Below are 24,908 nucleotides of genomic sequence, written 5' to 3'. Positions count from 1 at the left end.
GCCGGGGTGGCAACCCCGGCTCCCCGGCGGATCAGCCCGCTTCGAGGATCCTGCGCACCGGCGCCGGCAATCCCAAGGCCGGCCACTCCTTCGCCCCGAACCACGCGCCTTCGATACCACCCCACCCGGCCGGCAACACGGCCTCGACCGGATGCAGATGCAGGTCCTTGTGCGTCAACACATGCACGAAGGGCTCCGCCTCGCGCACCTTCGCCTTGCGGGGCAACACTTCATCCAACGCTTCCCGGCTGGCAAACACCGGCAGGCAATACAAGCCCGCCCACACCCCGGGCGTCGGCCGCTTCTGCAGCCACACCCGGCCCTCTTCGGCCTGCGCGTGCAGCAGCCACAACGACTCCGCGCTGCGCTTCAACTTCTTCGTCTTGACCGGATAGGCCTCCGGCCGACCCTCGGCCGCCGCGCCGCAATCGGCCTGCACGGGGCATAGCAGGCAGGTCGGATTGCGCGGCGTGCACAGCGTCGCGCCCAGGTCCATCAGGCCCTGCGTGTAGCGCGGCATGTTCTCCTGCAGCTCGCGCGCCGGCAGCAGGCCACGCGCGTGATCCCACAGCACGCGCTCGTTGGCCGATGACGACAGGTCCTCGCCATAGGCCAGCACCCGCGAAAGCACCCGCTTGACGTTGCCGTCGAAGATCGCAACCCGCTCGCCGAAGCAGAAAGACGCGATCGCGGCAGCGGTCGATGGCCCGATGCCCGGCAGCGTCTGCAGTACTTCGGCCTTGCGGGGGAATTCGCCGCCGTGCAGTTCCACCACTTGCTGCGCGCACGCGTGCAGGTTGCGCGCACGCGAGTAGTAACCCAGCCCGCTCCACAAGCCCAGCACGTCGTCCAGCGGCGCCGCAGCCAGCGCGCGCACGTCGGGAAAGCGTTCCAGGAAGCGCGAGTAGTAACCCAGCACCGCGGCGACCTGCGTCTGCTGCAGCATGATTTCGGACAGCCACACGCGATACGGGTCGCGCGTGTTCTGCCAGGGAAGGGTGTTGCGGCCGTGCGTGCGCTGCCAGCGCACCACGCGGCCGGCGAAGCCAGCCGGCAGCTTCATGGCCTCAGGCTGTCTTCAGCGCCGACTGCGCGTTGGCCGCCTTGGCAGCCATCGGCGTCGCGGTCAGGTGCGAGGTGAGCTCGGCGAGCTTCGCATCGAGCATGTCGAGCGCGTGCTCCTGCGACTCGATCTCGGCGATGCGGTCGTCCAGGCCGCTGGCGGCCTGCTGGATGCGCTCGATGGCCTCGATGCGGCGGCCGAAGTTGCGGCGGCGTTCGCGCAGCTGCGCGTCGAGCTGCGCGGCCGCGGACTTGTTCCACAGCTCCACTTCGCCCAGCGCCGATTCGTAGATCACGCGCAGCCGCGTGGCCAGCGCGCGCACCAGGCGGTCGGCGAACTCCGGCTGCGCCAGGCGCAGCGCGTTGCTCACGCCCAGGTACTGGTTGTGGCTGCGCTCCACCAGGTCGAGGTCGCGCTCGTAGCGCGCCAGGTCCGGCTCGCGCGGCGCCTGCAGCGAGAAGCCGTATTCGGCGTTCAGCTGGCGGAAGGTGCCCGTCAGCATGTTCTGGATTTCGCTGCTGGTCTTTTCGGCCTTGCGCAGGCCTTCGCGCAGCCGGTTGAAGGTGGCGGCGTAGGCCTTGCGCACACCCAGCTTGATGCCGGGTTGGCGCAGCGCCGTGGTGAGCTCGCCCATCTCCGACTTCATGGTCTGCGTGCCGAGCAGGTTGAACACGTCGCGCAACAGCTTCAGGTGCACCGAGCGCACGGCGTGGATCTTGGCGCCGCTGGCGTCGAAGTCGGCCTGTTCCTGCTCGATGCGCGCGCGCATGTGCTTGATGACCGAGGTGTTCTTGCCGCGCAGGCCCTTGAGTTCCACCATCTGCTCGGCGAGGTCGCGGCGGCGGATGCCCAGCACGCGGGTGGCTTCGGTGCGCAGTTCGCTGATGTTGCTGCCGACGGCGGAGCGCAGGATGTTCTGCCGCTGCCCCATCACGCCTTGCGCCAGGGCCTGTTCCAGGATGGGCAGGCGGCTGGCGGCCAGCAGCTCGGGATCGTTGTTGACCTTGGCGACCAGGCCCTTCTGGCCCGAGACCGGGATCACCTGGTCCTGCTGCAGGCCCAGGATTTCGGCGGTGGTGGCGCGCTGGCGGTCGATCTGCGCCTGCACCTGTGCCGGCGTGGACAGCGAGTCCCACATGGTGTCGATCTTGTTCAACACCACCAGGCGCGAATCGGCGTCCGCGTCCTCGGCGATCAGGTGCTCGCGCCAGATCGCCAGGTCGGACTTGGTCACGCCGGTGTCGGCGGCCAGGATGAAGACCACCGCGTGCGCCTGCGGGATCAGGTTGACGGTCAGTTCGGGCTCGGCGCCGATGGCGTTCAGGCCCGGGGTGTCCAGGATCACCAGCCCCTGCTTCAGCAGCGGGTGCGCGATGTTGATGAGGGCGTGGCGCCACTTGGGCACTTCCACCAGGCCGTCGGCGCCCACCATCGGGTTGTCTTCCGGCGCTTCCTCGTGCCAGAAGCCCAGGGCCTTGGCCTCGTCCTTGGTGACGCGGCGCACTTCCGAGACCTTCTCGAAGGCCTGGGCCAGCTGCGCGGGATCGTTGACGTCCAGGTCCAGCCGCGCCCACTTCTCGGGCACCGCGCGCCACTCCATCAGCGGCTGCGGGTGCAGGCGCGTCTCGATCGGCAGCAGGCGCAGGCAAGGCGGCACTTCGGCGTCGTAGCCCAGCTCCGTGGGGCACATCGTCGTGCGCCCGGCGCTGGCCGGCATGATGCGGCGCTTGTAGCCGGCAAAGAATATCGCGTTGATCAACTCCGACTTGCCGCGCGAGAACTCGGCGACGAAGGCCACCATGACCTTGTCGGAACGCATCTGGCCTTCGAGGCGGCGCAGGCGCTCCTCGACGGCGCTATCGAGCAGGTCGTGGTCCTTGAGCCACTCGGACAACAGCTTCAGGCGCAGGGCGAATTCACGCCGCCATGCGCCATGCTGGTCGAACTGGTCGTTGAAGGAAGTAGCCACTTTGCTCACTTGGTCTCTTTGACTATAGCATCGGCCCCTTTTTCGACCCTCAGCTTTTCTGGCAGTGCGGGCAGAAAAACGTCGCCCTCTGCCCCTGGCGGATCATGCGAATGGGTGTGCCGCAAACGCGACACGGCTCCCCTTTCCGGTCGTACACCATGGCCTCGAGCTGGAAGTAGCCGGTCTCGCCGAAGGCATTGGAAAAATCGCGCAAGGTGCTGCCGCCTTTTTCCAACGCCCGTGCCAACACTTCTTTGATCGCCGCATGCAGGCGGGCGGCGCGGGGGCGGCTGATCTTCGCGGCCGACAGCGTGGGACGGATGCCGGCCAGGAACAGGGCCTCGGATGCATAGATATTTCCCACGCCCACCACCAGGTCGCCGGCCAGCAGCACCTGCTTGATCGGCGCCTTGCGGCGCTTGAGGCCCGCCTGGAAAGCGGCCAGGTCGAAGCCTTCTTCCAGCGGCTCGACGCCCAGGCCGCCCAGCAGCTTTACCGCTTCCGGGGCGGACTCGCCTTCGGCAAACACCACGGCGCCGAAGCGGCGCGGGTCGTTCAGGCGCAACACGCCCTGGCTGGTGACGAGGTCGAAGTGGTCGTGCAGGGCCGCCTCGGGCATGGCGCGGTCGAAGCGCAGGCTGCCGGACATGCCCAGGTGCATCAGCAGCACGCCCGCATCGAGGTCGACCAGCAGGTACTTGCCCCGCCTGCGCACCCCGCGCACCGTGCGGCCCACGAGCTTCTCGGGCTTCACGCCCAGCGGCCAGCGCAGCGGCTTGCCCAGGCGCACCGCCTCGATGCGCGCGCCCGCGATGCGGTCGGCAAACGAGAGGCGGGTGGTTTCTACCTCGGGAAGTTCAGGCATAGACCTTGGATTATTATGGTTCGATGAAGAGATTCCCCCGCGCAGCCGCCGCTGCGATCCTGGTGTTGAGCGGCGTCTGCGCGCCGGCCTTTTCCCAGGACGACCCGCCGCCCGCCGACAGCGGCCTCGACGCCGCGCTGTTCTACCAGCTGCTGCTGGGCGAGCTGAACGTCCGCGGCGAAGAGCCCGGCGCGGGCTTTGCCCTGATCCTGGACGCCGCCCGCAAGACCAACGACCCCGAGCTGTACCAGCGCGCCGTGGAACTCGCCTTCCAGGCCCGCTCCGGCGACGCCGCGCTGCAGGCCGCGCGCGACTGGAAGAAGGCTTTCCCGCAATCGCGCGAAGCCAACCGCTACGTGCTGCAGGTGCTGGTGGCGCTCAATCGCATGGGCGAGATCGCCGAGCCGCTGCGCGCCGAGATCGCATTGGCCGACGCCAAGGACCGCGCGGCGGTGATCAACGCCCTGCCGCGCAACTTTGCCCGCGTCACCGACAAGAAGCTGGCCGCCACCTCGGTGGAACAGGCCTTGTCCGACTACACGGCCAAGACCGATCTCGGCCCCGCCGCCTGGACCACCATAGGCCGCATGCGGCTGGCGGCCGGCGACACCGCGGGCGCGCTCGAAGCGGCGCGCCGCGGCCAGACCCTGGACGCGCGCTACGAAGGCCCGCCGCTGCTGGCCCTGGAGCTGATGGATCCGAAGATGCCCGAGGCCGAGGCGATGGTGCGCAAGTACCTGGACGCGAATCCGCTGCCCGAGATCCGCATGGGCTACGCCCGCGCCTTGCTGGACGCACAGCGCTACCCCGAGGCGCTGCAGCAGCTGAAGGCGATCACCACCGAGCGCCCCGAGTTCGCGGAGGCCTGGCTGGTGCAAGGCACGCTGATGGTCCAGGACAACCAGCTGCCCGCGGGCGAAGTTGCGCTCAAGCGCTACATCGAGCTGGCGCAGAAGCAGGAGGGCGACGAGCGCAAGCGCGGGCTGGCGCAGGCCTACCTGTCGCTGTCGCAGGTGGCCGAAAAGCGCAAGGACTACGCCGGCGCCGCCGCATGGCTGGACCGCATCGACGACCCGCAGGACCTGATGGCGGCGCAGAACCGGCGCGCGTCCATCCTCGCGCGCCAGGGCCGGATCGAGGAAGCGCGCAAGCTGATTCGCGCCATCCCCGAACGCAAGGCCGGTGACGCGCGCCTGAAGATGATGTCGGAGATCTCGCTGCTGCGGGACCACAAGCAATACAAGGCGGCCTACCAGCTGCTGGCGCAGGCGGTGGCCAAGGAGCCGAAGGACCCGGACCTGCTGTACGACCAGGCCATGATGGCGGAGAAGCTCAATGACTTCACCGACATGGAAAAGCTGCTGCGCCAGGTGATGGTGCTCAAGCCCGATTACCACCACGCGTACAACGCGCTCGGCTACTCGCTGGCGGAACGCAACGTGCGGCTGCCGGAAGCGAGGCAGCTGGTGCTGAAGGCGCTCGACTTCGCACCGGGCGACCCCTTCATCAGCGACAGCCTGGCCTGGGTGGAATTCCGCATGGGCAACAAGGAAGAGTCCCTGCGCCTGCTGCAGGCCGCCTGGAAGGACAAGCCCGATCCCGAGATCGCCGCGCACCTGGGCGAAGTGCTCTGGAGCATGGGCCGGCGCGACCAGGCCGAGAAAGTCTGGCGCGAAGGGCTCGCGCTCAACGCGGAAAACGACACGCTGGTGGAAACGCTCAAGCGGCTGAAGGTGAAGCCTTGACGCGCGCCTGGCGCCTCTTCGCGCTGGCCCTGCTGCTGGCCGTGCTGGCCGGCTGCGCGACGCCGCGCCGGCCGGACGTGCCGCCCGGCATGCAGGCCTGGAGCGGCCGCCTGTCCCTGAACATGGACGGCGCCCAGCCCTTCTCGGCCGGCTTCGAGCTGAAGGGAACGCCGGCGTCCGGCGAGCTCACCCTGCTCACCCCGCTGGGCGGCACCGCCGGCGTGCTGACCTGGTCGCCCGGCTCGGCGACGCTGCGCTCCAGCCGGGAAACGCGCCAGTTCGCGTCGCTGGAGGCGCTGGTCACCGAAGTGACGGGCACGCCCTTGCCGGTCGCCGCCCTGTTCGATTGGCTGGAAGGCCGGGCCACGGAAGTGCCGGGCTGGCAGGTGGACGTGAGCCAGGTCGGCCAAGGCCGGCTGCGGGCGCAACGCACTTCGCCGGCGCCCGCGGCCGACCTGCGGGTCGCTTTCGAACACTGATGCGGGCCCTGTACGACGTTCCGGCGCCGGCCAAGCTGAACCTGTTCCTGCACGTCACCGGCAGGCGGGCCGACGGCTACCACCTGCTGCAGTCGGCCTTCATGCTGGTCGACTGGCAGGACACCTTGCACTTCGAGCTCCGCCCCGGCGGGCACCTCAGCCGCGAAGACCTGGGACCGGCGCTGCCCCCCGAGGACCTGGTGCTGCGCGCCGCCCGCGCCTTGCAGCAAGCCACCGGCAGCGCAGCAGGCGCCCACATCCAGGTCGACAAACGGATCCCGGCCGAGGCCGGCATGGGTGGCGGATCCTCCGACGCGGCCAGCTGCCTGCTGGCCCTGAACCGGCTGTGGAACCTGGGCCTGGGCTTGCCGGCGCTGGAGAAGATCGGGCTGGGACTTGGCGCCGACGTGCCCTTCTTCCTGCGCGGACGCAACGCCTGGGTCGAGGGCATCGGCGAGGCGATCACCCCGATTTCGGTGCCGCCCGCCCGCTTTGCCGTGGTGAAACCCGCTGCCGGACTCGCCACGAAAAACATCTTCCAGGACCCGTCGCTGAAACGGGACAGCGACAGTGCTACAATCGCAGGCTTTGCTGCAAACCCCTTTGGTTTCGGTCACAACGACCTGGAGCCGGTGGCCCGCAGGCTTTGCCCCGAAGTGGACGAAGCGCTGCAATGGCTGGGTTCGCAGGGCTTGCGAGGCCGGATGACCGGCTCGGGCAGCGCGGTTTTTGCGAAAATACCGCCGCTGTGGGCGCCGGGGCAAACCCTGGCGCAGGCTCCTGCGGGCTGGGTGGCGAGAGAATGCAGCAATATGGAGGTCCATCCGCTGGTCGGTTGGGCACCCAGCGACGATTCGGTTTGAGGCTGGTTGCAGCGTCAGACCTGCGTAGGGGAGTCGCCAAGTTGGTTAAGGCACCGGATTTTGATTCCGGCATGCGAGGGTTCGAGTCCTTCCTCCCCTGCCAAACCTCATAGTCGCCGTTCGGCTGAATACATCGCTGGTTCAAATGCAGGCTGCACCCACACCCGATTTCATGGTCTTCACCGGCAATGCCAACCCGGCATTGGCGGAAGAGATCGCCGGCCACCTGGGCATCAGCCTCGGTGCGGCTTCGGTCAGCCGCTTCTCCGACGGTGAAGTCACCGTGGAGCTGAACACGAACGTGCGGGCCCGCGACGTCTTCGTGGTGCAGTCCACCTGCGCCCCGACCAACGAGAACCTGATGGAACTGCTGATCATGGTCGACGCGCTCAAGCGCGCCTCGGCCGAGCGGATCAGCGCGGTGATTCCCTATTTCGGCTACGCGCGGCAGGACCGCCGGCCGCGTTCCGCCCGGGTGCCGATCTCGGCCAAGGTGGTGGCCAACCTGCTGGAAACGGTGGGCGTGGCGCGCGTGCTGACCATGGACCTGCACGCCGACCAGATCCAGGGCTTCTTCGACATCCCGGTGGACAACATCTATGCGTCGCCGGTGCTGCTGGGCGACCTGCGCCAGAAGAAGTACGAAGACCTGATCGTGGTGTCGCCCGACGTCGGCGGCGTGGTCCGCGCCCGCGCGCTGGCCAAGCAGTTGGGCACCGACCTCGCGATCATCGACAAGCGCCGCCCGAAGGCGAACGTCTCCGAAGTGATGCATGTCATCGGCGAGATCGACGGCCGCAACTGCGTGATCATGGACGACATGATCGACACCGCCGGCACGCTGGTGAAGGCGGCCGAGGTGCTCAAGGAGCGCGGCGCCAAGAACGTGTACGCGTATTGCACCCACCCGATCTTCTCGGGCCCGGCCATCGACCGCATCTCCAAGGGCTCGGCCCTGGACGAAGTGGTCGTGACCAACACCATCCCGCTGTCGGACGAGGCGCGCGCCTGCACCAAGATCCGCCAGCTCACCGTCGGCCCGCTGATCGCTGAAACCATGCAGCGCATCGCCAAGGGCGAGTCGGTGATGAGCCTTTTCTCGGACCAGGTCAACCTGTTCTGAGGATTTCGTAGCCCCTGACCGGGCAATTTGTGAAACGGAAGCGCACTGGTCGCGGTGCCTTCCTGACTGGAGTTGACTATGAAATTCACCGCTTTCGAGCGCGCCAAGCAGGGCACGGGTGCGAGCCGCCGTCTCCGCAATTCCGGCAAGACGCCGGGCATCGTGTACGGTGGCGAAGGCCAGCCGCAACTGATCGAGCTGGATCACAACGCCCTGTGGCACGCCCTGAAGAAGGAAGCGTTCCACTCGTCGATCCTCGACATGGAACTGGCCGGCAAGGCCGCCAAGGTCCTGCTGCGCGACGTGCAGTACCACCCGTTCAAGCAGCAAGTCCAGCACATCGACTTCCAGCGCGTCGACGCCAACACCCGCCTGCACATGAAGGTGCCGCTGCACTTCAAGGGCGCGGAAGAATCCGAAGCCGTGAAGCTGGAGCACTGCCTGGTGAACCCGGTCGTCAACGACCTGGACATCTCCTGCCTGCCCAAGGACCTGCCCGAGTTCATCGAGGTGGACCTGTCCGGCCTGAAGAAGGGCATGTCGCTGCACCTGGCCGACATCACCCTGCCCAAGGGCGTGAAGGCCGTGACCCACGGCAAGCCGAACCCGGTGATCGTGTCGGTGGTGACCTCCGCCGCCGAAGAGTCCGCCGCCGAAGCCGCCCCGGAAGCCGCTGCCGCTCCCGCTGCCGACGCCAAGGCCGCTCCCGCTGCCAAGGGTGGCAAGGACGCCGCCGCGAAGCCGGCCGCCAAGGCCCCGGCCGCGAAGAAATAAGCAACACGTCATTCCCGCGAAGGCGGGAATCCAGGGCGCCCTGGGTCCCCGCCTTCGCGGGGATGACAAGAAACTCGAGCCCGCGCAAGCGGGCTTTTTTCATTCCGCCACGGTGACAATAGTCGCCATCGCGCCCCCGCGCTTTCAACTACCTTCGCACCATGATCAAGCTGTTCGTCGGCCTGGGCAATCCGGGTCCCGAGTACGAGGCGACGCGCCACAACGCCGGCTTCTGGTGGGTGGACGAACTTGCCCGCGACTTGAAGGTGAACCTGGTCCACGACCGCGGCTACCACGGGCTGGCAGCGCGCGCCAACGTGCACGGCCACACCGCCTGGCTGCTGGAGCCGCAGACCTTCATGAACGTCTCCGGCAAGTCGGTCGCCGCGCTGGCGCGCTTCTACAAGATCGCCCCCGAGGAGATCCTGGTCGCGCACGACGAACTCGATGTGGTGCCCGGGCAGGCCAAGCTGAAGTTCGGCGGCAGCCACGCCGGCCACAACGGCCTGCGCGACATCCACGCGCAGCTGGGCACGGGCGACTACTGGCGGCTGCGCATCGGCATCGGCCATCCGGGCGTGAAGTCCGAGGTGATCAACTGGGTGCTGAAGAAGCCGCTGGCCGAACAGCGCACGCTGATCGAGGAATGCATCACCCGCACGCTCAAGGCGGTGCCGGCCATGCTGGCGGGCGAGATGGACAAGGCGACCCTCATCGTCCACACGCACAAGGCGCCGCGGCCCAAGCCGCCGCGCCCGGACGAGGCGCCGTAACGGCTCTCAACCCCCTGGAGGAGGCAGCGTGAACAGGAAGACCCTCATCGCAGCCATCGCGCTGGCCGCGGCCGGCGCCGCCGGTGCGCAGACCATGTACCGCTGCGGCAGCAGCTACAGCCAGCAGCCCTGCCCCGGCGGCAGCGAGATCGCCGGCCTGGCGCCGCGGCCGGCCTCCGACATCGCCCAGGCCAAGGCTGCAGCGCATGCCGATGCGAAGCGCGCCGACGCCATGGAAAAGGCGCGGCTGCAGCAGGAGAAGAACGCGCCGAAGGCGATGGTGATGGGGCCGAAGGAAGTGGCTTCCGCGCCCAAGGCGGTGGTGGCGAAGAAGAACAAGGGCGGCAAGCCCGAGGAGTTCACGGCGGTGCAGCCGGGGACGGGGAAGAAGAAGAAATCCTGAACGCCCCGGGTTCCCGCCTCCGCGGGCATGGCGGGGTTATTTCTGGGAGACCAGCCGGACGTACTTCTGGTACAGCGTCTCCCGGTCCTCCACCCGCGCGGGGTTGACGGGGATGCACGCCACCGGGCACACCTGCACGCACTGCGGCTCCGGGAAGTGGCCGACGCACTCGGTGCACTTGTCCGGGTTGATCTCGTAGATCTCCGGCCCGAGGAAGATCGCTTCGTTCGGGCACTCCGGTTCGCAGACGTCGCAGTTGATGCACTCGTCGGTAATCATCAATGCCATATGGCATTATCCCCGGCTTCATGAGTCTGTTCCTGTTCAAGCGGCTCATCACCCTGGTCGCGACGCTGGTTGGCACTTCGGTGGTGGTGTTCCTGGTGCTGGAGATCCTTCCGGGCAACGCCGCCCAGATCCTGATGGGCCCCGATGCCTCGCCGGAGGCCGTCACGGCCCTGGCCCACAAGCTCGGCATCGACCAGCCGGCCTGGACGCGCTACTGGCACTGGGTGGGCGGCATGTTCCACGGCGACCTGGGCCTGAGTTATGCGTACAGCACGCCGGTGTCCGAACTCATCGTCGAACGCCTCTCCCTGACCGTGCCGCTGGCCCTGATGGCCATGGCGCTCACCATCGTCCTGGCCCTGCTGGCGGGCGTCTACGCGGCATCGCGCCACAACAAGCTGGGCGACGTGGGCGTGATGGGCCTCACCCAGATCGGCATCGCCATCCCCAACTTCTGGTTCGCCATCCTGCTGATCCTGCTGTTCTCGGTACAGCTCAAGTGGTTCTCGGCCGGCGGTTTCCCCGGCTGGGAGGACGAAGGCATCCTGGGCGGGCTGAAGGCGCTGATGCTGCCCGCGCTGTCGCTGGCGGTGGTGCAGTCGGCCATCCTGGCGCGCATCACGCGCTCCGCCGTGCTGGAGGTGCTGCGCGAGGACTTCGTGCGCACCGCGCGCGCCAAGGGCGTGACGCAGCGCGGCGCGCTCTGGGGCCACGTGCTGCGCAACGCGATGATCCCCGTGGTCACCGTGATGGGCCTGCAGTTCGCCGAGCTGCTGGCCGGCACCATCGTGGTGGAAAGCGTGTTCTACCTGCCGGGCCTGGGCCGGCTGATCTTCCAGTCGATCTCCAACCGCGACCTGATCGTGGTGCGCAACTGCGTGATGCTGCTGGCGGCCATGGTGGTGATCGTGAACTTCGTGGTGGACATCCTGTATGCGGTGATCGACCCGCGCGTGAAGGCGAGCGACATATGAGTGCCGTGCTCCCTTCGACCGTTCCCGTCGCCGTCAAGGCGCCCGGCTTCTGGAAGCGCGCGCGCCACAACCCCAGCTTCATGATCGGCCTGGTGCTGACCGTGCTGCTGGTGCTGGCGGCCGGCCTGTCCTACCTGTGGACGCCGCACGACCCGTACGACATCAACATGGCGCTCAAGCTGCAGGCGCCGGGCGGCGGCTACTGGCTGGGCACCGACCCTTTCGGGCGGGACGTCGTTTCGCTGCTGCTGGTGGGCGCGCGCGCTTCGATTGCCGTGGGCCTGATCGCCGTCGGCATCGGCCTGGTGATCGGCACGGCGCTCGGGCTGCTGGCATCGGCCCGGCGCGGCTGGGTCGAGGAAGCCATCATGCGGCTGTCGGATTTCGGCTTCGCTTTCCCCGCCATCCTCTCGGCCATCATGCTCACGGCGGTGTTCGGCCCGGGCATGGTGAACGCCATCATCGCCATCGGCATCTACAACATCCCGACCTTTGCCCGCATCACGCGCGCCTCGGCCAACGCCGTTTGGGGCCGCGAGTTCGTGCTGGCCGCGCGCGCCTGCGGCAAGGGCAGCTTCGCCATCACGATGGAGCACGTGCTGCCCAACATCCTGTCGGTGCTGATCGTGCAGGCGACCATCCGCTTCGCGATCGCCATCCTGGCCGAGGCCGCCCTCTCCTACCTGGGCCTGGGCACGCAGCCGCCGCAGCCGTCCTGGGGCCGGATGCTGAGCGAGGCGCAGACCCTCCTGTTCCAGGCGCCGCGGCTGGCGGTGTTTCCCGGCATCGCCATCGCGCTCTCGGTGCTGGGCCTCAACCTGCTCGGCGACGGCCTGCGCGATTTGTTCGACCCGCGCCTGGCCAGAAAGCGCTGATGGCATTGCTGGAAGTCCAGGACCTCTCGGTCCAGCTGCAAACCCACCGCGGCCCGGCCTACGCCGTGCGCAACATCAGCTTCACGCTGGAGCGCGGCGACGCGCTGGGCCTGGTCGGCGAATCGGGCTGCGGCAAGTCGATCACCGTGATGGCGCTGATGGGCCTGCTGCCCGAAAACGCCAAGGTCACCGGCAGCATCCTGTTCGACGGCCAGCAGCTGGTGGGCAAGCCCGAGCGCGAGATGTGCGCGCTGCGCGGCGACCGCATGGGCATGATCTTCCAGGAGCCGATGACGGCACTCAACCCGGTGCACACCATCGGGCGCCAGGTCGCGGAGCCGCTGCGGCTGCATCGCGGCCTGGACGCGGCCGCAGCGCGCAAGGAGGCCGTCGCGCTGCTCGATCGCGTCGGCATCCCCGACGCCGCGCGGCGCATGGACGCCTACCCGCACCAGTTCTCCGGCGGCCAGCGCCAGCGCATCACCATCGCGATGGCGCTCGCCTGCGGGCCCGACCTGCTGATCGCCGACGAGCCGACGACCGCGCTCGACGTTACCATCCAGCGCCAGATCCTGGACCTGATCCGCGAGCTGGTGGCCGAACGCGGCATGGCGCTGATGTTGATCTCGCACGACCTGGGCGTGATCGCGCAGAACGTCCGCCGCATGCTGGTGATGTACGGCGGCAGCGTGGTGGAAAGCGGCGAGACCACGGAGGTGTTCGCGCACCGCGCCCACCCTTACACCCGCGGATTGTTCGCGGCCCGGCCCGGCTTGCGCTCGGCGCGCGGAATCCGCCTGGCGACCATTCCCGGCACGGTGCCGGAGCTGGCGGACCTGCCGCCGGGATGCCCGTTCGCGGGCCGCTGCGCCTACACCATCGACGCCTGCTACACCACGGCGCCCCCGCCGGTGGAAATCGGCGCAGGGCACCTCGCCCGCTGCCTGCGGCTGGGAGAGATTCCGCGATGACCGAGCCGCTGCTGCAAGTCGACAACCTCGTGCGCGAGTACACGCTCCCGCGCGAGAAGCTGTTCGAGGCGCCCGGCAAGGTGCATGCGCTCAACGGCGTGAGCTTCACCATCCAGGCCGGGCGCAGCCTGGGCATCGTCGGCGAATCGGGCAGCGGCAAGTCCACGCTCGCCCGGCTGGTGATGGCGCTGGACCAGCCCACCGCCGGCACGGTCCGCATGCTGGGGCGCGACCTCCATGCCTTGCCGAAGGAAGAACTGCGCCGGGCGCGGCGGGACTTCCAGATGGTCTTCCAGGACCCTTACGGCTCGCTCGACCCGCGCCAGACCGTGGAGCGCATCGTCTGCGAGCCGCTGGGCGCGCAAGGCGGCGTGACCCGCGCCGACCAGCACCGGCGCGCCACCGAGGCCCTGGAGGCCGTGGGCCTGCGCAGCAACGACCTGGGCAAGTATCCGCACGAGTTCTCCGGCGGGCAGCGCCAGCGCATCGCCATCGCGCGGGCCCTGGTCACGCGGCCGCGGCTGATCGTGGCCGACGAACCGGTGAGCGCCCTCGACGTCTCCGTGCAGGCGCAGGTGCTGAACCTGATGCAGGACTTGCAGGCGGAGTTCGGCATCACCCACATGTTGATCAGCCACGACCTGGCGGTGGTGCACCACCTGTGCGAGGACGTGGCCGTGCTCTGGCAGGGCCGCATCGTCGAACAGGGCCCGCCCGAGCGCCTGTTCACCGCCGCCGAACACCCGTACACCCGCACCCTGCTGGCCGCCGTGCCGGAGGCGGAGCCGGGCTTGCGTCCCCCTGTCAACCCTCTTGCAGCCCCCGGGGAATCTCGTCCATGATGATTCTTCCAACCATCCATTCCAAGTCGTCGGAGTCCAAGCCATGATCAAACGCCGCAGCGTGCTCACGCAGACCGCTTCCCTGGCCGCCCTTGCCACCCTGCCCCTGGGCGCGCTGGCGCAGAAGAACAAGGACTCCATCGTGCTGGCGATGGCGCTGGAGCCCAGCCCGGGCCTCGACCCCACCGGCGGCGCCGCCTCGTCGATCGCCGAGGTCACGCTCTACAACATCTACGAGACGCTCACCAAGATCAACCCGGACGGCTCGGTCACGCCGCTGCTGGCCGAGAGCTGGGAGGTCTCGCCCGACCTCACCACCTACACCTTCAAGCTGCGCAAGGGCGTGAAGTTCCAGAACGGCGAGCCCTTCAACGCCCAGGCGGTCAAGTTCTCCTTCGACCGCGCCGGCGCCGAGAAGAGCACCAACAAGGACAAGCGCACCTTCGCCAACCTCACGACGCGCGCAGTCGACGAGAACACCGTGGTGATCCTTACCAAGGAAATCGACCCCGACTTCCCCTTCCTGCTCGGGCAGGCCACGGCGGTCATCGTCGAACCCAAGAGCGCCGACAGCAACATGACCAAGCCGGTGGGCACCGGCCCCTTCAAGCTGGAGAACTGGGTCAAGGGCTCGTCGATCACGCTGAGCAAGTGGGACGGCTACCGCAACGCCCCCGCCATCAAGCTGAAGAAGGCCACCTTCCGCTTCATCGCCGACCCGGCCGCGCAGGTCGCGGCGCTGCTGGCCGGCGACGTCGACGCCTTCCCGCGCGTCACGCCGCGCAGCGTCGAGCAGTTCAAGGGCAACGGCAAGTTCCAGGTGGTGGTGTCGGGCTCGCGCGCCAAGACCATCCTCGCCATCAACAACAAGAAGAAGCCCTTCGACGACGTGCGCGTGCGCAAGGCGATCGCCATGGCCATCGACCGCAAGGCCGTGATCCAGGGCGCCGGTGACGGCTACGGCGCGCCCATCGGCAGCCACTACCCGCCCAGCGCGCCCGGCTACGTCGACACCACCGCGATCAACGGCTACAACCCGGAGAAGGCCAAGGCGCTGCTGAAGGAAGCCGGCGTCACGACGCCGCTCGAAGTGACCATCACGCTGCCGCCGCCGCCGTACGCGCGCCAGGGCGGCGAGGTGATCGCCTCGCAGCTGGCCAAGGTGGGCATCAACGCCAAGCTGCAGAACGTGGAGTGGGCGCAGTGGCTGTCCAACACCTACGGCGGCGCGCACAACTACGACATGACCATCATTTCCCACGTCGAGCCCTTCGACCTGGGCAACTTCGCCAAGCCCGACTACTACTGGGGCTACCGCTCCACGAAGTTCGACGACATGTACGGCAAGTACAAGACCACGGCCAACGCCAAGGACCGCAGCAAGCTGCTGGGCGACATCCAGAAGCAGCTGGCCGAGGACAGCGTGCATGCCTTCCTGTACCAGCCGCAATGGGTGACGGTGGCCAACAAGAACGTCAAGGGCCTCTGGAAGGACATGCCGATCTTCGTGAACGACCTGTCGTCCATGTCCTGGAGCTGATGCGAAGCCTATGACCGAGAAGTCCCCGACCGCGCTGCACGAACTCGGCGCGGCCGAACTGGTGGCGGGCTACCGCCGCCGCGAGTTCTCGCCGGTCGAGGTGGCGCGCAGCGTCCTCGGCCACGTCGAACGCTGGGAACAGCACCTGCAGGCGCTGTTCCTGCTGCGGCCCGAGCAGGTGCTGGAGCAGGCGCGCGCCAGCGAGCAGCGCTGGCTGCGCGGGGAGCCGCTCGGCCTGATCGACGGCGTACCCGTCACCATCAAGGACAACATCGCGACGCGCGGCGATCCCACGCCGCTGGGCACCGCGGCGACGCCGGCGACGCCCGCGGGCGCCGATGCGCCCCCGGCGGCGCGCGTGCGCGAACACGGCGGCGTGGTGCTGGCCAAGACCACCATGCCCGACTACGGCATGCTGTCTTCGGGCCTTTCGAGCTACCACAAGCTCGCGCGCAATCCCTGGGACCGCACACGCACGCCCGGGGGCTCCAGCGCCGGCGCGGGTTCCGCGGCGGCCGCGGGCTACGGGCCGCTGCACATAGGCACCGACATCGGCGGCTCGCTGCGCCTGCCGGCCAGCTGGTGCGGGATCTTCACCCTCAAGCCCAGCCTGGGCCGCATCCCGATCGACCCGCCCTACATCGGCCGGGCCGCCGGCCCGATGACGCGCACCGTCGCCGATGCGGCGCTGTTCATGGACGTGCTGGCGCGGCCCGACGACCGCGACAGCATGAACCTGCCGCAGCAGGACATCGCCTGGTCGGCCTTCGATGCGGGCGTGGAGAAGCTGCGCGGCCTGCGCATCGGCTTGCTGCTCGAAGCCGGCTGCGGCCTCGCGGTCGAACCGGAAGTGGCGGAGGCGGTGAAGCGCGCCGCCGCCTTGTTCGAACGCGCCGGCGCGGTGGTCGCGCCCATGCAGCCTTTCATGACGCAGGCCATGCTGGATGGCATGGACCACTTCTGGCGCATGCGCTCGCACGTCGACATGAAGGCCTTGCAGCCGCAGGCCAAGGCCAAGGTGCTGCCTTACATCCAGCAGTGGGCCGACAGTGCCGTGGGCATGAGCGGCGAAGCGGTGTTCCGCGCCTTCCACCAGTTCCACCTGACGCGCCTCGCGGCGGTGGAGGCCTGCCGGCCTTTCGATTACGTGCTGTCCCCGGTGTCGCCGGTGCCGGCGCCGCCGGCGGAAGCCGCGTCGCCCACCAACGACCCGATGCGGCCGCTGGAGCACATCGGCTTCACCGTGCCCTTCAACATGTCGGAGCAGCCGGCTGCGTCGGTCAACTGCGGCTACACGTCCAGGGGCTGGCCGATCGGCCTGCAGATCGCCGGCAAGCGCTTCGACGACCTGGGGGTGCTGCAGGTGGCGCGCGCCTTCGAGCTGATCCGGGAACCGCAGCGGCCGTGGCCGCAGCCGCCCTCGGAAGCGCTCCACCATGTCGACTGATGTCCTGGGCAACCCGGTCTCGCTGGCGTCCGATGCGGCCCTGGCGCCGCTGAACGACTTCGTCGAAGGCTTCATCGCCAGCGAGGCCCGGGCGGCCAACATCCTGCAGGCGCAGGCCGACCCGAGTCCCATCGTGCAGGCCTATTGCGCGGCGCTGCACATGTTCGCGGAGACCGGCGACGCGCCCGGCAATGCGCGGCCCTTCATCCAGCGGGCTCTGCTGGCAGCCGGCAGCGCGACCGCGCGCGAGCAGCGCTTCATCAACGCCATCGCCGCCTGGGTGGCCGGCGACATCCCGTGGGCCATCGCGCTGCACGAGGAGCAGGCGCGCGAGCATCCGCGCGACCTGGCTTCGCTCAAGCTCGCGCACTACCACCTGTTCAACCGCGGCGACGCGCCGGGGATGCTGCGCACCGCGCTGGCCGCGCTGCCGGCTGCCGGCGACGTCCCTTACCTGCACGGCATGCTGGCTTTCGGCTGGGAGCAATGCCACTTCCTGGAGCAGGCGGAAGCCTCGGCGCGACAGGCCATCCGGATGCGGCGCAAGGAGCCGTGGGCGCACCACGCGCTGGCCCACGTGATGCTGACGCAAGGGCGGCTGCGCGAAGGGCACGAGTTCCTGCGCGACATGAGCGACACCTGGACCGGCCTCAACTCCTTCATGGTCACGCACAACTGGTGGCACCAGGCGCTGTTCGCGCTGGACCTCGACGAATTCGACGAGGTGCTGGCCATCTACGACCGCCACGTGTGGGCGGAGGCCAAGGAATACAGCCAGGACCAGATCAACGCGGTGTCGCTGCTGGCGCGGGTCGAGCTGGCCGGTGGCGACGTCGGCGATCGGTGGAAGGAACTGGGCGACTACCTGGCCCGGCGCGGGCCCGACCACGTGCTGCCTTTCCTGGACATGCAGTATCTCTACGGCCTCGCGCGCGCCGGCCGCGTAGCCGAAGCGCGGGCCTTGCTCGCCGGCATGGAGCGGCACGCGAGCCAGTTGCCGGCCGAAGCGGCGGCGCCGTGGCTGCGCGTCTGCATTCCCGCCAGCCGGGGCCTGCTGGCACATGCCGAGGGCGACTGGCAAGGCGCGATCGACGGGCTGGGGCAGGCGCTGCCGCGACTGCTGGAGATCGGCGGCAGCCACGCACAGCGCGACCTGTTCGCGCAGGTGCACCTAGATGCCCTGCTGCGTAGCGGTCATTCCGCCGGCGCGCAGAACCTGTTGCAGCAACAGGTGCGTTCGCAGCCGGAATCGAAGCGCCTGCAGCGGCAGGCGAAGCAGGTCTACGCCGCCTTGGGCTTCGCCAGCGACTTCTGGTCGTAGACCGGCTGCGGCGGCAGGTCCGCCAGGTGCCGGGTGTCGGCCCAGTCGAGGATGTCGATGCCGCCATCGCGCACACGGACCCGGTTCAGCCCCGCATTCGGGATCTCGCTTTGGCGCGGCCCGCTCAGGCCCAGCGAACGCGCGGTGCGGTAGATCATGTCCAGCACGCCGCCGTGCGTCACGACCACCAGCTTGCCGCCCCGGTGCGCGGCCACCAGGCGGTGCACCGCTTCCATCACGCGCTTGTGGAACTGGTGGGCCGACTCGCCCTCGGGCATGGCGTAGTGCTCCCCGAAGCGCAGCCAGCCTTCCCAAGCCTCGGGATGCTGCACCTTGATGTCGTCCACCTTCATGCCGTCGACGCGGCCGAAGCTCTGTTCGCGCAGGCCGGTTTCCGGCACCGCCGGCAGCGCCAGCCCGCTGGCGATCGGCTGGGCGGTCTGGCGTGCGCGCAGCAGGTCGCTGGCATAGAGGGCGTCGGCCTGCTGGCCCGCCATGCGCGCGGCCAGGCGCCGGGCCTGCTCGAGGCCGGTGGCGTTAAGCGACACATCGACATGGCCCTGGAAGCGAAGCTCCCGGTTCATGTCGGTTTCGCCGTGCCGGATCAGGACGAGTTCCGTCATGGCTGACTGGCTTGCATTGGAATGATTATGGGCAGCGGCATCTTGGGCAGAATACGGCGCACCCCGAACGGTTCCCTGCACCCGCCGAATGGACTCCACCCTGTTGCTGATTCCCGGCCTGGCCGCCGACCGGACGATGTGGCGCGACCAGCTTTCCGGCCTGGCCGACTACGGCCCGCTGGTGACGGACGTCGCCGCGCGGCACCCCAGCATCCCCGCGATGGCCGCCGCGATGCTGGAGGAGCATCCGGGCAAGCTGGTGCTGTGCGGCGCCTCGATGGGCGGGATGATCGCGATGGAAGCGGCGCGCCAGGCGCCGGACCGCATCGCCGGCCTCGCCCTCCTGGGGACCAATGCGAATCCCGAAACGGAGGAGATGCGGGCGCTGCGCGAGAGCGCCATCGTCCTGTTCGAACAGGGCCGGGTGACGGAAGTCATCGCGCCGAACGTGGCCCTGGCGTTTCATCCGGACCACGCGCTGGCGCTGGCGCCGGAGTACCTGCGCTTCGTGCTGGCGGCCGGGGCCGATCAATTGATCCGGCAGAACCGCGCGGTGATCACCCGGCCCGATGCGCGGCTGCACCTGGCGCGGCTGGAATGCCCGGTGCTGGTGATGTGCGGGGAAGACGACCAGCTGGCGCCGCCGGGGCATTCGCGCCAGATCGCGGCGCTTTGCTCCAACGCGAAGCTGGTGATGGTGCCGCGTTGCGGGCACATGCTGACCATGGAACGGCCGGACGTGGTGAACGCGACGCTCAGGGAGTGGCTGCAGGACGCGGTGGGCGCCTGACGGGAGCTACTCCCGCCCGAGGCTGCGCACCTTCTCGATCAGGCGCTGCTGCACCGTCGCCGACGTGAACTGGTGCACCTCGCCGCCCAGCACCGCGATCTCGCGCACGAAGGTGCTGCTGATGAACTGGTACTTGTCGCTGGGCGTCAGGAAGACGGTCTCCACGTCCGGCATCAGGTGGCGGTTCATGCCGGCCAGCTGGAATTCGTAGTCGAAGTCGGTGACCGCGCGCACGCCGCGCACCATGGCCTTGCCGCCGCGCGCCACCACGAAGTCGCGCACCAGCCCGGAAAAGCCTTCCACCGTCACCTGGGGATTGCCGGCCAGCGCCTCGCGCGCCATGTCCATGCGTTCCTGCAGCGTGAACAGCGCCTTCTTGTGGTGCCCCGCCGCCACCGCCACGATGATGCGGTCGAACAGCTGGCAGGCGCGCCTCACCACATCCTCGTGGCCCAGGGTCATGGGATCGAAGGTGCCGGGATAGACGGCGATGACGTCGGTGGCCATGGTGGTGTCTCCTCAATGGCCTGCCGGCGCATTGTTGCGCTGCATTATGCAGCGCGGCGCAACAGGTGGCCGTGGACGGCGCCCGCTTTCAGGTGGCGGGTGAGCTCCAGGCGGTGTTTCGCGAGCGCCGCCTCGTCCCAGCGCGTGGGAGCCTCCAGGTAGATGTAGCCCTCGGGCGCCAGCGCCGGCACGGCGGCGGCCAGGGCCTTGTCGAACAACTGGGCGTCGAATGGCGGATCGAGGAAGACGAGGTCGACGCTGCCGGCCGGCAAGGCCGCCAGCACGCTCACGCCGTTGCCTCGCTGCACGCGCACGTTCGTGGCGGCCAGTCGCTGGGTGACGGCGCGGATCTGGTCGACGAGCGAAGCCTCGGCTTCCACCAGCAGCACGTCGGCCGCGCCGCGCGAGGCGGCTTCGAGTCCGAGGGCGCCGGTTCCGGCAAAGGCGTCGACGCAGCGCCAGCCCGCCAGGTCCTGGCCCAGCCAGTTGAAAAGGGTCTCGCGGACCCGATCGGGCGTCGGCCGCAAGCCGGGACGGTCGGCAACTTCCAGCTTCGTGCGCTTCCACTGGCCGCCGATGATGCGAATCTGGGGCATGCGGCGAGCTTAAAGGCAAAAAAAAGGGGACACGGGTCCAGCCCGTGCCCCCGACTCACTCCCTCTGATCCGTTCCGGATTCTTGTGTGCGTGACAGCGCAGTGGCATTGTTGAGTGCCCGGCGGCAGTCTGCACGCCCACCCCTGTCAAGATTGACAGGGGACCCCCCATCGGGAGGGGTTTTACTGTCGGGCCGGCGCGACGGGAGCGCCCACTACGACCGTCACCATGCGGTCCGGCTGCAGCTTGCGGGCGAAGGCGGCCCGGATATCGGCGGCCGTCACCTTCTCCACCTGCCTGGTCCAGGTATCCAGGTAATCCAGCGGCAGGTCGTTCCAGGCGATGTTGGCCAGGTTGTCCAGCAGCTTGCTGTTGCTGTCGATGCGCAGCGCGAAGCCGCCGATCATGAAGTCCTTGGCGGCCTTCAGTTCGGCCTCGGTCGGGCCTTCGGCCACGAAGCGCTTGAGCACGTCGCGCGACACTTCCACCGCCTGCGCCGCCTGGTCGGGCCGCGTCTGCAGTCCGAGCGTGAAGGCGCCGGCATGCATGCCGGGGTTGAAGTAGCTGTAGACGCTGTAGCTCAGGCCGCGCTTTTCGCGCACCTCGGTGGTCAGGCGCGAGACGAAGCCGCCGCCGCCCAGGGTGTAGTTGCCCACGGTGAGCGGGAAGTAGTCCGGGTCGGAGCGCTTGTAGCCCGGCTGGCCGATCAGCACCTGCGCCTGCGCGGCGGCGAAGGGGATCGCCCTTTCGGCGGCCGCGGTCAGGGCCGGCACTTCCGGCACCGGCGGCAGCGGCGCGCACGTGCCCGCCGGCAGGCGCGAGAGCAGCGTCGTGACGATCTGGTCGGCCTGCGCGCGGTTGACGGCGCCGACGATGCTCACCTTGGCGCGGCAAGGCTGCACCAGCTTGTAGACCTCGCGCATGTCCTGCGTGGTGATGCGCCCCAGCGACTCCTCGGTCGTGTCGTAGCCATAAGGATGGCTGCCGTACACCGCCTTCTGGAAGGCCTTGCCGGCCACGGTGCCGGGACGCGTGTCGGCTTCGCGGATCGCGGCCGCCATGCGCTGGCGATCGCGCTGCCAGACGTTGTCCGGGAAGGACGGCTCTCCCAGCTGGCGCGCCCCCAGTGCCACGGCTTTCGCCAGCAGGTCCGGGTAGGTCAGCGAACGCAGCGTGAAGCTCATTCGGTCGGCGCTCGCGCTGCCGCCGAAGCCGGCACCCAGGTCGGCCCAGGCTTCGGCCAGCTGGTTCTCGTCCAGCGCCGGCTGGCCGTCGCGGGCCGAGATGCCCTTGGACGTCATCGAAGCCGTCACGCTGTGCAGGCCGGCCTTGTCAGCCGGGTCGCGCCGCTCGCCGGCATCCACGTCCACCTGCACGTCGACGATCGGCAGGCTGGGACTTTCGATCAGGTACACCTGCGCGCCGCTGGCCTGCTGCCACTTCTGGATCGGCAGGGCCGCGGCGGCCGGCAGGGCGCACGAGGCGGCGAGGAAGGCGGGCGCGGCCCAGCGCAGGATGGTTTTCATGTTGTTCTGGTTCATGTCAGTGGCGCAGTTGGACGGCAGGAGTGCGCGGCTTGCGATTCGGGTCCAGCGGCAGCGGACGCAGCACGCCCACGGTGAGCTGGTCGTCGCCGAAGTACTTGGCGGCAACGGCCTTGACCTGGTCGGCGGTGACGGTGCGCAGGCGTTCCAGCAGGCGCTCGTCGGCGTCCACCGGCAGGCCCATGATCCAGGCGCTGCCCAACTCGCGCGCCTGGTTCATCAGCGAGTCGAGCTTGTAGATCTCGCCGGCGATCCAGCGCACCTTGACCCGATTGAGTTCGGCCTCGGTCACGCCTTCTTCCGCCACTTTCTTCACCTGCGCGCGCAGGCCGGCCTCGACCTGCTCGGTGGTCTTGCCCTTGGCCGGCACGCCGCTCAGCGTGAAGAGCTGCGGGCCGCGGCCCCACAGGCCGTTGTCCGCGCCCACGCTGTCGGCCACGCGGTCGGCGCCCTGGGTCAGGGCGCGGTCCAGGCGCGCGCCTTCGTAGCCATCGAGCACCGCGGCCAGCACGGTGAGCGCCAGTGCGTCGTCGTTGTCCGGGGTCTTCTCGAAGGACGTCAGCTGCGGCACCTTGAAGGCCATCACCAGGTAGGCCTGGTCGGCCGGCGCCTTGAACTCCATGCGGCGGATGCCGGTCTGCTCCGGCTCCTCGCGCGGCTTGCGCGGCGGCACCGGGCGCGCCGGGATGCTGCCGTAGTACTTGTCGACCAGCTGCCGCACCTTGGGCACGTCGACGTCGCCGGCGATGATGACGGCGGCGTTGGCCGGCACGTACCAGTGCCGGTAGAACTCGCGCGCATCGTTGGCGGTCATCGAATCCAGGTCGCTCATCCAGCCGACGACGGGGCGCCGGTAGGGCGAGGCCTGGTAGGTGACGGCGCTCAGCTGCTCGTAGAGCTGCGCGCGCGGGTTGTCCTCGGTGCGCATGCGGCGCTCCTCCTTCACCACCTCCAGCTCTCGCTTGAATTCGTCGTCGGGCCACTGGTTGTGGGCGAAGCGGTCGGACTCCAGCTTGATCACGTCCTCCAGCCGCGACGCCGGGATCTGCTGGTAGTAGCCGGTGTTGTCGCGGGTGGTGAAGGCGTTTTCGCGGCCGCCCAGGGCGGCGACGCGGCGCGAGAATTCGCCCGGCGGCACGTCCTTGGTGCCCTTGAAGAGCATGTGTTCCAGCATGTGGGCCAGGCCCGTGCTGCCGTCCACTTCGTCCATGGCGCCGGCGCGCACGTAGACCATGTGCACCGCGGTCGGCGCGCGCCGGTCGGGCTTGATGATCACGGTGAAGCCGTTGGGCAACTGGTACTGGATCGGCTTTTCCTGCTTGGGGGGCGGGCCCGAGAACTGGGACTGGGCCGGAGATGCGGCCAGAAAGGCCAAGGATGAGATGAGTGGAAGAAAAATTGAGCGCAGATGGCGTTTCATAGAATCAGTGTGATTCAAGATCGGGTTTCGATGTTCAGTTTCTTCAAGAAAAAGCCCCCGCCCGCCCCGGCGGCCCCGCCTGCCGACGCAACGGCAGCCGTGCCCGCGCCCGCGGCGGTCACTGCGCCGGCGCCCGCATCCGGCGGCCTCATCGGCAGCGCGCTGGTCGCTCCGATGGAGATCCCGGTCGCCGTCGAAGTTCCGGCCGAACGCCAGAGCTGGATGGAGCGCCTCTCCAGCGGGCTGCGCAAGACGGGCTCCAGCATCTCCCAGGTCTTCACCGGCGCGACGATCGACGACGCGCTCTACGAGGAGCTGGAGACGGCGCTGCTGCTGGCGGACACCGGCGTGGCCGCGACCGAATTCCTGCTGAACGAGGTGAAGCGCAAGGTGGCGTCCAGCGGTGCGACCCGGCCGGTGCAGGCCAAGAACATCCTGGTGGACGCGCTCACGCAGTTGCTGCGGCCGCTGCAGAAGCCGCTGGTGATCGGCGAACACCAGCCGACCGTGATCATGGTGGCCGGCGTCAACGGCGCAGGCAAGACCACCTCGATCGGCAAGCTCACCAGGCACCTGGCCGAGGAAGGCCAGACCGTGCTGCTGGCGGCGGCCGATACCTTCCGCGCCGCGGCGCGCGAACAGCTCACCGTCTGGGCCGACCGCAACAAGGTCGAGATCGTCAGCCAGGAAGGCGGCGACCCGGCGGCGGTGAGCTTCGACGCGGTGAGCGCCGGCAAGGCGCGCAAGAAGGACGTGGTCATCGTCGACACCGCCGGCCGCCTGCCGACGCAGCTGCACCTGATGGAGGAGCTGCGCAAGATCAAGCGGGTGGTGGGCAAGGCCGACGCGAGCGCGCCGCACGAGGTGATCCTGGTGATCGACGGCAACACCGGGCAGAACGCGCTGGCGCAGGTGAAGTCCTTCGACAACGTACTGCAGCTCACGGGGCTGGTGGTGACCAAGCTCGATGGCACCGCGAAAGGCGGCGTGCTGGCGGCGATCGCCCAGGAGAAGCCGGTGCCGGTCTATTTCATCGGCGTGGGGGAGAAGCTCGAGGACCTCGAGACCTTCGACGCGCGGGAGTTCGCTCTCGCTTTGCTGGCATAGGGCCTA

At 68.8% G+C, this 24,908-nt stretch carries 25 protein-coding genes and 1 tRNA gene; 17 read left to right on the top strand and 9 right to left on the bottom strand.

The window, feature by feature from the left end; all coding sequences use genetic code 11:
• Nucleotides 1-31 precede the first annotated feature (31 nt).
• Genes mutY through mutM form a run of 3 tightly spaced genes read right to left on the bottom strand, consistent with a single transcriptional unit; the run spans nucleotide 32 to nucleotide 3,897 of the window.
• Entirely contained in the window at nucleotides 32-1,063 is a 1,032-nt protein-coding gene (gene mutY / locus LZ009_RS03235; RefSeq protein WP_275696433.1) for an A/G-specific adenine glycosylase, read from the bottom strand.
• Between the two features lie 4 nt (nucleotides 1,064-1,067).
• Nucleotides 1,068-3,032 carry a dynamin family protein gene (locus tag LZ009_RS03230; RefSeq protein WP_275697104.1) on the bottom strand — a complete coding sequence of 655 codons (1,965 nt, stop codon included), beginning with the start codon at nucleotides 3,030-3,032 and terminating at the stop codon, nucleotides 1,068-1,070.
• Between the two features lie 49 nt (nucleotides 3,033-3,081).
• On the bottom strand, nucleotides 3,082-3,897 hold the full coding sequence (gene mutM, locus LZ009_RS03225; protein WP_275696432.1) for a bifunctional DNA-formamidopyrimidine glycosylase/DNA-(apurinic or apyrimidinic site) lyase: 816 nt from the start codon (nucleotides 3,895-3,897) through the stop codon (nucleotides 3,082-3,084).
• Nucleotides 3,898-3,920: 23 nt separating this feature from the next.
• On the opposite strand from mutM, the gene LZ009_RS03220 reads away from it, so the two are divergent.
• From LZ009_RS03220 to LZ009_RS03185, 8 genes are all read left to right on the top strand, one after another.
• On the top strand, nucleotides 3,921-5,642 hold the full coding sequence (locus LZ009_RS03220) for a tetratricopeptide repeat protein (protein ID WP_275696431.1): 1,722 nt from the start codon (nucleotides 3,921-3,923) through the stop codon (nucleotides 5,640-5,642).
• A complete protein-coding gene (locus tag LZ009_RS03215; protein ID WP_275696430.1) occupies nucleotides 5,639-6,121 on the top strand; it encodes an outer membrane lipoprotein LolB in 483 nt (160 codons plus the stop codon). Before LZ009_RS03220 ends, LZ009_RS03215 begins: the two co-directional genes overlap by 4 nt.
• Complete coding sequence (gene ispE, locus LZ009_RS03210) at nucleotides 6,121-6,984, top strand: 4-(cytidine 5'-diphospho)-2-C-methyl-D-erythritol kinase (RefSeq protein WP_275696429.1); 864 nt, start codon at nucleotides 6,121-6,123, stop codon at nucleotides 6,982-6,984. Before LZ009_RS03215 ends, ispE begins: the two co-directional genes overlap by 1 nt.
• A 26-nt stretch (nucleotides 6,985-7,010) precedes the next feature.
• A tRNA-Gln gene (locus tag LZ009_RS03205) sits at nucleotides 7,011-7,087 on the top strand.
• A gap of 42 nt (nucleotides 7,088-7,129) precedes the next feature.
• Nucleotides 7,130-8,107 (top strand): ribose-phosphate pyrophosphokinase, encoded by a 978-nt coding sequence (locus LZ009_RS03200; protein ID WP_275696428.1) that lies wholly within the window; start codon nucleotides 7,130-7,132, stop codon nucleotides 8,105-8,107.
• Nucleotides 8,108-8,185: 78 nt separating this feature from the next.
• Entirely contained in the window at nucleotides 8,186-8,881 is a 696-nt protein-coding gene (locus tag LZ009_RS03195; protein ID WP_275696427.1) for a 50S ribosomal protein L25/general stress protein Ctc, read from the top strand.
• Nucleotides 8,882-9,042: 161 nt separating this feature from the next.
• A complete protein-coding gene (pth, locus tag LZ009_RS03190; protein WP_275696426.1) occupies nucleotides 9,043-9,654 on the top strand; it encodes an aminoacyl-tRNA hydrolase in 612 nt (203 codons plus the stop codon).
• 28 nt (nucleotides 9,655-9,682) lie between these two features.
• On the top strand, nucleotides 9,683-10,057 hold the full coding sequence (locus LZ009_RS03185) for a hypothetical protein (RefSeq protein ID WP_275696425.1): 375 nt from the start codon (nucleotides 9,683-9,685) through the stop codon (nucleotides 10,055-10,057).
• Nucleotides 10,058-10,093: 36 nt separating this feature from the next.
• Here the strand turns inward: LZ009_RS03185 and LZ009_RS03180 are convergent, their stop codons facing one another.
• On the bottom strand, nucleotides 10,094-10,345 hold the full coding sequence (locus LZ009_RS03180; RefSeq protein ID WP_275696424.1) for a YfhL family 4Fe-4S dicluster ferredoxin: 252 nt from the start codon (nucleotides 10,343-10,345) through the stop codon (nucleotides 10,094-10,096).
• 20 nt (nucleotides 10,346-10,365) lie between these two features.
• Between LZ009_RS03180 and LZ009_RS03175 the strand changes: the two genes are divergently transcribed.
• The 7 genes from LZ009_RS03175 to LZ009_RS03145 are packed head-to-tail and all read left to right on the top strand — an operon-like array spanning nucleotide 10,366 to nucleotide 18,315.
• A complete protein-coding gene (locus tag LZ009_RS03175; protein ID WP_275696423.1) occupies nucleotides 10,366-11,319 on the top strand; it encodes an ABC transporter permease in 954 nt (317 codons plus the stop codon).
• Nucleotides 11,316-12,194: an ABC transporter permease gene (locus tag LZ009_RS03170; RefSeq protein WP_275696422.1), complete on the top strand. Its 879-nt coding sequence runs from the start codon at nucleotides 11,316-11,318 to the stop codon at nucleotides 12,192-12,194. The genes LZ009_RS03175 and LZ009_RS03170 overlap by 4 nt, the downstream gene beginning before the upstream one ends.
• Nucleotides 12,194-13,165 (top strand): ABC transporter ATP-binding protein, encoded by a 972-nt coding sequence (locus LZ009_RS03165; protein WP_275696421.1) that lies wholly within the window; start codon nucleotides 12,194-12,196, stop codon nucleotides 13,163-13,165. Before LZ009_RS03170 ends, LZ009_RS03165 begins: the two co-directional genes overlap by 1 nt.
• Nucleotides 13,162-14,007 carry an ATP-binding cassette domain-containing protein gene (locus LZ009_RS03160; protein WP_275696420.1) on the top strand — a complete coding sequence of 282 codons (846 nt, stop codon included), beginning with the start codon at nucleotides 13,162-13,164 and terminating at the stop codon, nucleotides 14,005-14,007. Before LZ009_RS03165 ends, LZ009_RS03160 begins: the two co-directional genes overlap by 4 nt.
• A 43-nt stretch (nucleotides 14,008-14,050) precedes the next feature.
• Nucleotides 14,051-15,547 (top strand): ABC transporter substrate-binding protein, encoded by a 1,497-nt coding sequence (locus tag LZ009_RS03155; RefSeq protein WP_275696419.1) that lies wholly within the window; start codon nucleotides 14,051-14,053, stop codon nucleotides 15,545-15,547.
• 10 nt (nucleotides 15,548-15,557) lie between these two features.
• Nucleotides 15,558-16,994 carry an amidase gene (locus LZ009_RS03150; RefSeq protein ID WP_275696418.1) on the top strand — a complete coding sequence of 479 codons (1,437 nt, stop codon included), beginning with the start codon at nucleotides 15,558-15,560 and terminating at the stop codon, nucleotides 16,992-16,994.
• Nucleotides 16,984-18,315, top strand: a complete 1,332-nt coding sequence (locus tag LZ009_RS03145; protein ID WP_275696417.1) for a tetratricopeptide repeat protein — start codon at nucleotides 16,984-16,986, stop codon at nucleotides 18,313-18,315. The genes LZ009_RS03150 and LZ009_RS03145 overlap by 11 nt, the downstream gene beginning before the upstream one ends.
• Here LZ009_RS03145 and LZ009_RS03140 read toward each other — a convergent pair.
• A complete protein-coding gene (locus tag LZ009_RS03140; protein ID WP_275696416.1) occupies nucleotides 18,276-18,938 on the bottom strand; it encodes a histidine phosphatase family protein in 663 nt (220 codons plus the stop codon). The two genes, LZ009_RS03145 and LZ009_RS03140, sit on opposite strands and share 40 nt — an antisense overlap.
• Before the next feature lie 88 nt (nucleotides 18,939-19,026).
• Between LZ009_RS03140 and LZ009_RS03135 the strand changes: the two genes are divergently transcribed.
• The gene (locus tag LZ009_RS03135; protein ID WP_275696415.1) at nucleotides 19,027-19,728 is read left to right on the top strand and encodes an alpha/beta fold hydrolase; all 702 of its coding nucleotides are present in this window, start codon (nucleotides 19,027-19,029) and stop codon (nucleotides 19,726-19,728) included.
• 6 nt (nucleotides 19,729-19,734) lie between these two features.
• Here the strand turns inward: LZ009_RS03135 and coaD are convergent, their stop codons facing one another.
• The 4 genes from coaD to LZ009_RS03115 form a co-directional block, all read right to left on the bottom strand.
• Entirely contained in the window at nucleotides 19,735-20,235 is a 501-nt protein-coding gene (coaD, locus tag LZ009_RS03130) for a pantetheine-phosphate adenylyltransferase (protein WP_275696414.1), read from the bottom strand.
• Between the two features lie 44 nt (nucleotides 20,236-20,279).
• Nucleotides 20,280-20,831, bottom strand: coding sequence for a 16S rRNA (guanine(966)-N(2))-methyltransferase RsmD (rsmD, locus tag LZ009_RS03125; protein WP_275696413.1), 552 nt, complete (start codon nucleotides 20,829-20,831; stop codon nucleotides 20,280-20,282).
• Nucleotides 20,832-21,013: 182 nt separating this feature from the next.
• Nucleotides 21,014-22,357 carry a M16 family metallopeptidase gene (locus tag LZ009_RS03120; RefSeq protein WP_275696412.1) on the bottom strand — a complete coding sequence of 448 codons (1,344 nt, stop codon included), beginning with the start codon at nucleotides 22,355-22,357 and terminating at the stop codon, nucleotides 21,014-21,016.
• Nucleotides 22,358-22,373: 16 nt separating this feature from the next.
• The gene (locus tag LZ009_RS03115; RefSeq protein WP_275696411.1) at nucleotides 22,374-23,795 is read right to left on the bottom strand and encodes a M16 family metallopeptidase; all 1,422 of its coding nucleotides are present in this window, start codon (nucleotides 23,793-23,795) and stop codon (nucleotides 22,374-22,376) included.
• Between the two features lie 30 nt (nucleotides 23,796-23,825).
• Between LZ009_RS03115 and ftsY the strand changes: the two genes are divergently transcribed.
• The gene (gene ftsY / locus LZ009_RS03110; protein WP_275696410.1) at nucleotides 23,826-24,902 is read left to right on the top strand and encodes a signal recognition particle-docking protein FtsY; all 1,077 of its coding nucleotides are present in this window, start codon (nucleotides 23,826-23,828) and stop codon (nucleotides 24,900-24,902) included.
• Nucleotides 24,903-24,908 lie beyond the last annotated feature (6 nt).

It is taken from the genome of Ramlibacter paludis (assembly GCF_022012305.1).
In the GTDB taxonomy this organism is placed as follows: Bacteria; Pseudomonadota; Gammaproteobacteria; order Burkholderiales; family Burkholderiaceae_C; genus Ramlibacter; species Ramlibacter paludis.
The sequence above is the reverse complement of the archived record's forward strand: the minus strand, read 5'-3'. Positions and strand labels throughout refer to the sequence as shown.

Excerpts from the sequence above, each read along its gene's own strand:
- mutY (WP_275696433.1), bottom strand. The coding sequence starts at position 1,063 with ATGAAGCTGCCGGCTGGCTTCGCCGGCCGCGTGGTGCGCTGGCAGCGC.
- mutM (WP_275696432.1), bottom strand. The coding sequence starts at position 3,897 with ATGCCTGAACTTCCCGAGGTAGAAACCACCCGCCTCTCGTTTGCCGAC.
- LZ009_RS03220 (WP_275696431.1), top strand. The coding sequence starts at position 3,921 with ATGAAGAGATTCCCCCGCGCAGCCGCCGCTGCGATCCTGGTGTTGAGC.
- ispE (WP_275696429.1), top strand. The coding sequence starts at position 6,121 with ATGCGGGCCCTGTACGACGTTCCGGCGCCGGCCAAGCTGAACCTGTTC.
- LZ009_RS03200 (WP_275696428.1), top strand. The coding sequence starts at position 7,130 with ATGCAGGCTGCACCCACACCCGATTTCATGGTCTTCACCGGCAATGCC.
- LZ009_RS03195 (WP_275696427.1), top strand. The coding sequence starts at position 8,186 with ATGAAATTCACCGCTTTCGAGCGCGCCAAGCAGGGCACGGGTGCGAGC.
- pth (WP_275696426.1), top strand. The coding sequence starts at position 9,043 with ATGATCAAGCTGTTCGTCGGCCTGGGCAATCCGGGTCCCGAGTACGAG.
- LZ009_RS03180 (WP_275696424.1), bottom strand. The coding sequence starts at position 10,345 with ATGGCATTGATGATTACCGACGAGTGCATCAACTGCGACGTCTGCGAA.
- LZ009_RS03175 (WP_275696423.1), top strand. The coding sequence starts at position 10,366 with ATGAGTCTGTTCCTGTTCAAGCGGCTCATCACCCTGGTCGCGACGCTG.
- LZ009_RS03170 (WP_275696422.1), top strand. The coding sequence starts at position 11,316 with ATGAGTGCCGTGCTCCCTTCGACCGTTCCCGTCGCCGTCAAGGCGCCC.
- LZ009_RS03165 (WP_275696421.1), top strand. The coding sequence starts at position 12,194 with ATGGCATTGCTGGAAGTCCAGGACCTCTCGGTCCAGCTGCAAACCCAC.
- LZ009_RS03160 (WP_275696420.1), top strand. The coding sequence starts at position 13,162 with ATGACCGAGCCGCTGCTGCAAGTCGACAACCTCGTGCGCGAGTACACG.
- LZ009_RS03155 (WP_275696419.1), top strand. The coding sequence starts at position 14,051 with ATGATCAAACGCCGCAGCGTGCTCACGCAGACCGCTTCCCTGGCCGCC.
- LZ009_RS03150 (WP_275696418.1), top strand. The coding sequence starts at position 15,558 with ATGACCGAGAAGTCCCCGACCGCGCTGCACGAACTCGGCGCGGCCGAA.
- LZ009_RS03145 (WP_275696417.1), top strand. The coding sequence starts at position 16,984 with ATGTCGACTGATGTCCTGGGCAACCCGGTCTCGCTGGCGTCCGATGCG.
- LZ009_RS03140 (WP_275696416.1), bottom strand. The coding sequence starts at position 18,938 with ATGACGGAACTCGTCCTGATCCGGCACGGCGAAACCGACATGAACCGG.
- LZ009_RS03135 (WP_275696415.1), top strand. The coding sequence starts at position 19,027 with ATGGACTCCACCCTGTTGCTGATTCCCGGCCTGGCCGCCGACCGGACG.
- coaD (WP_275696414.1), bottom strand. The coding sequence starts at position 20,235 with ATGGCCACCGACGTCATCGCCGTCTATCCCGGCACCTTCGATCCCATG.
- rsmD (WP_275696413.1), bottom strand. The coding sequence starts at position 20,831 with ATGCCCCAGATTCGCATCATCGGCGGCCAGTGGAAGCGCACGAAGCTG.
- LZ009_RS03120 (WP_275696412.1), bottom strand. The coding sequence starts at position 22,357 with ATGAAAACCATCCTGCGCTGGGCCGCGCCCGCCTTCCTCGCCGCCTCG.
- LZ009_RS03115 (WP_275696411.1), bottom strand. The coding sequence starts at position 23,795 with ATGAAACGCCATCTGCGCTCAATTTTTCTTCCACTCATCTCATCCTTG.
- ftsY (WP_275696410.1), top strand. The coding sequence starts at position 23,826 with ATGTTCAGTTTCTTCAAGAAAAAGCCCCCGCCCGCCCCGGCGGCCCCG.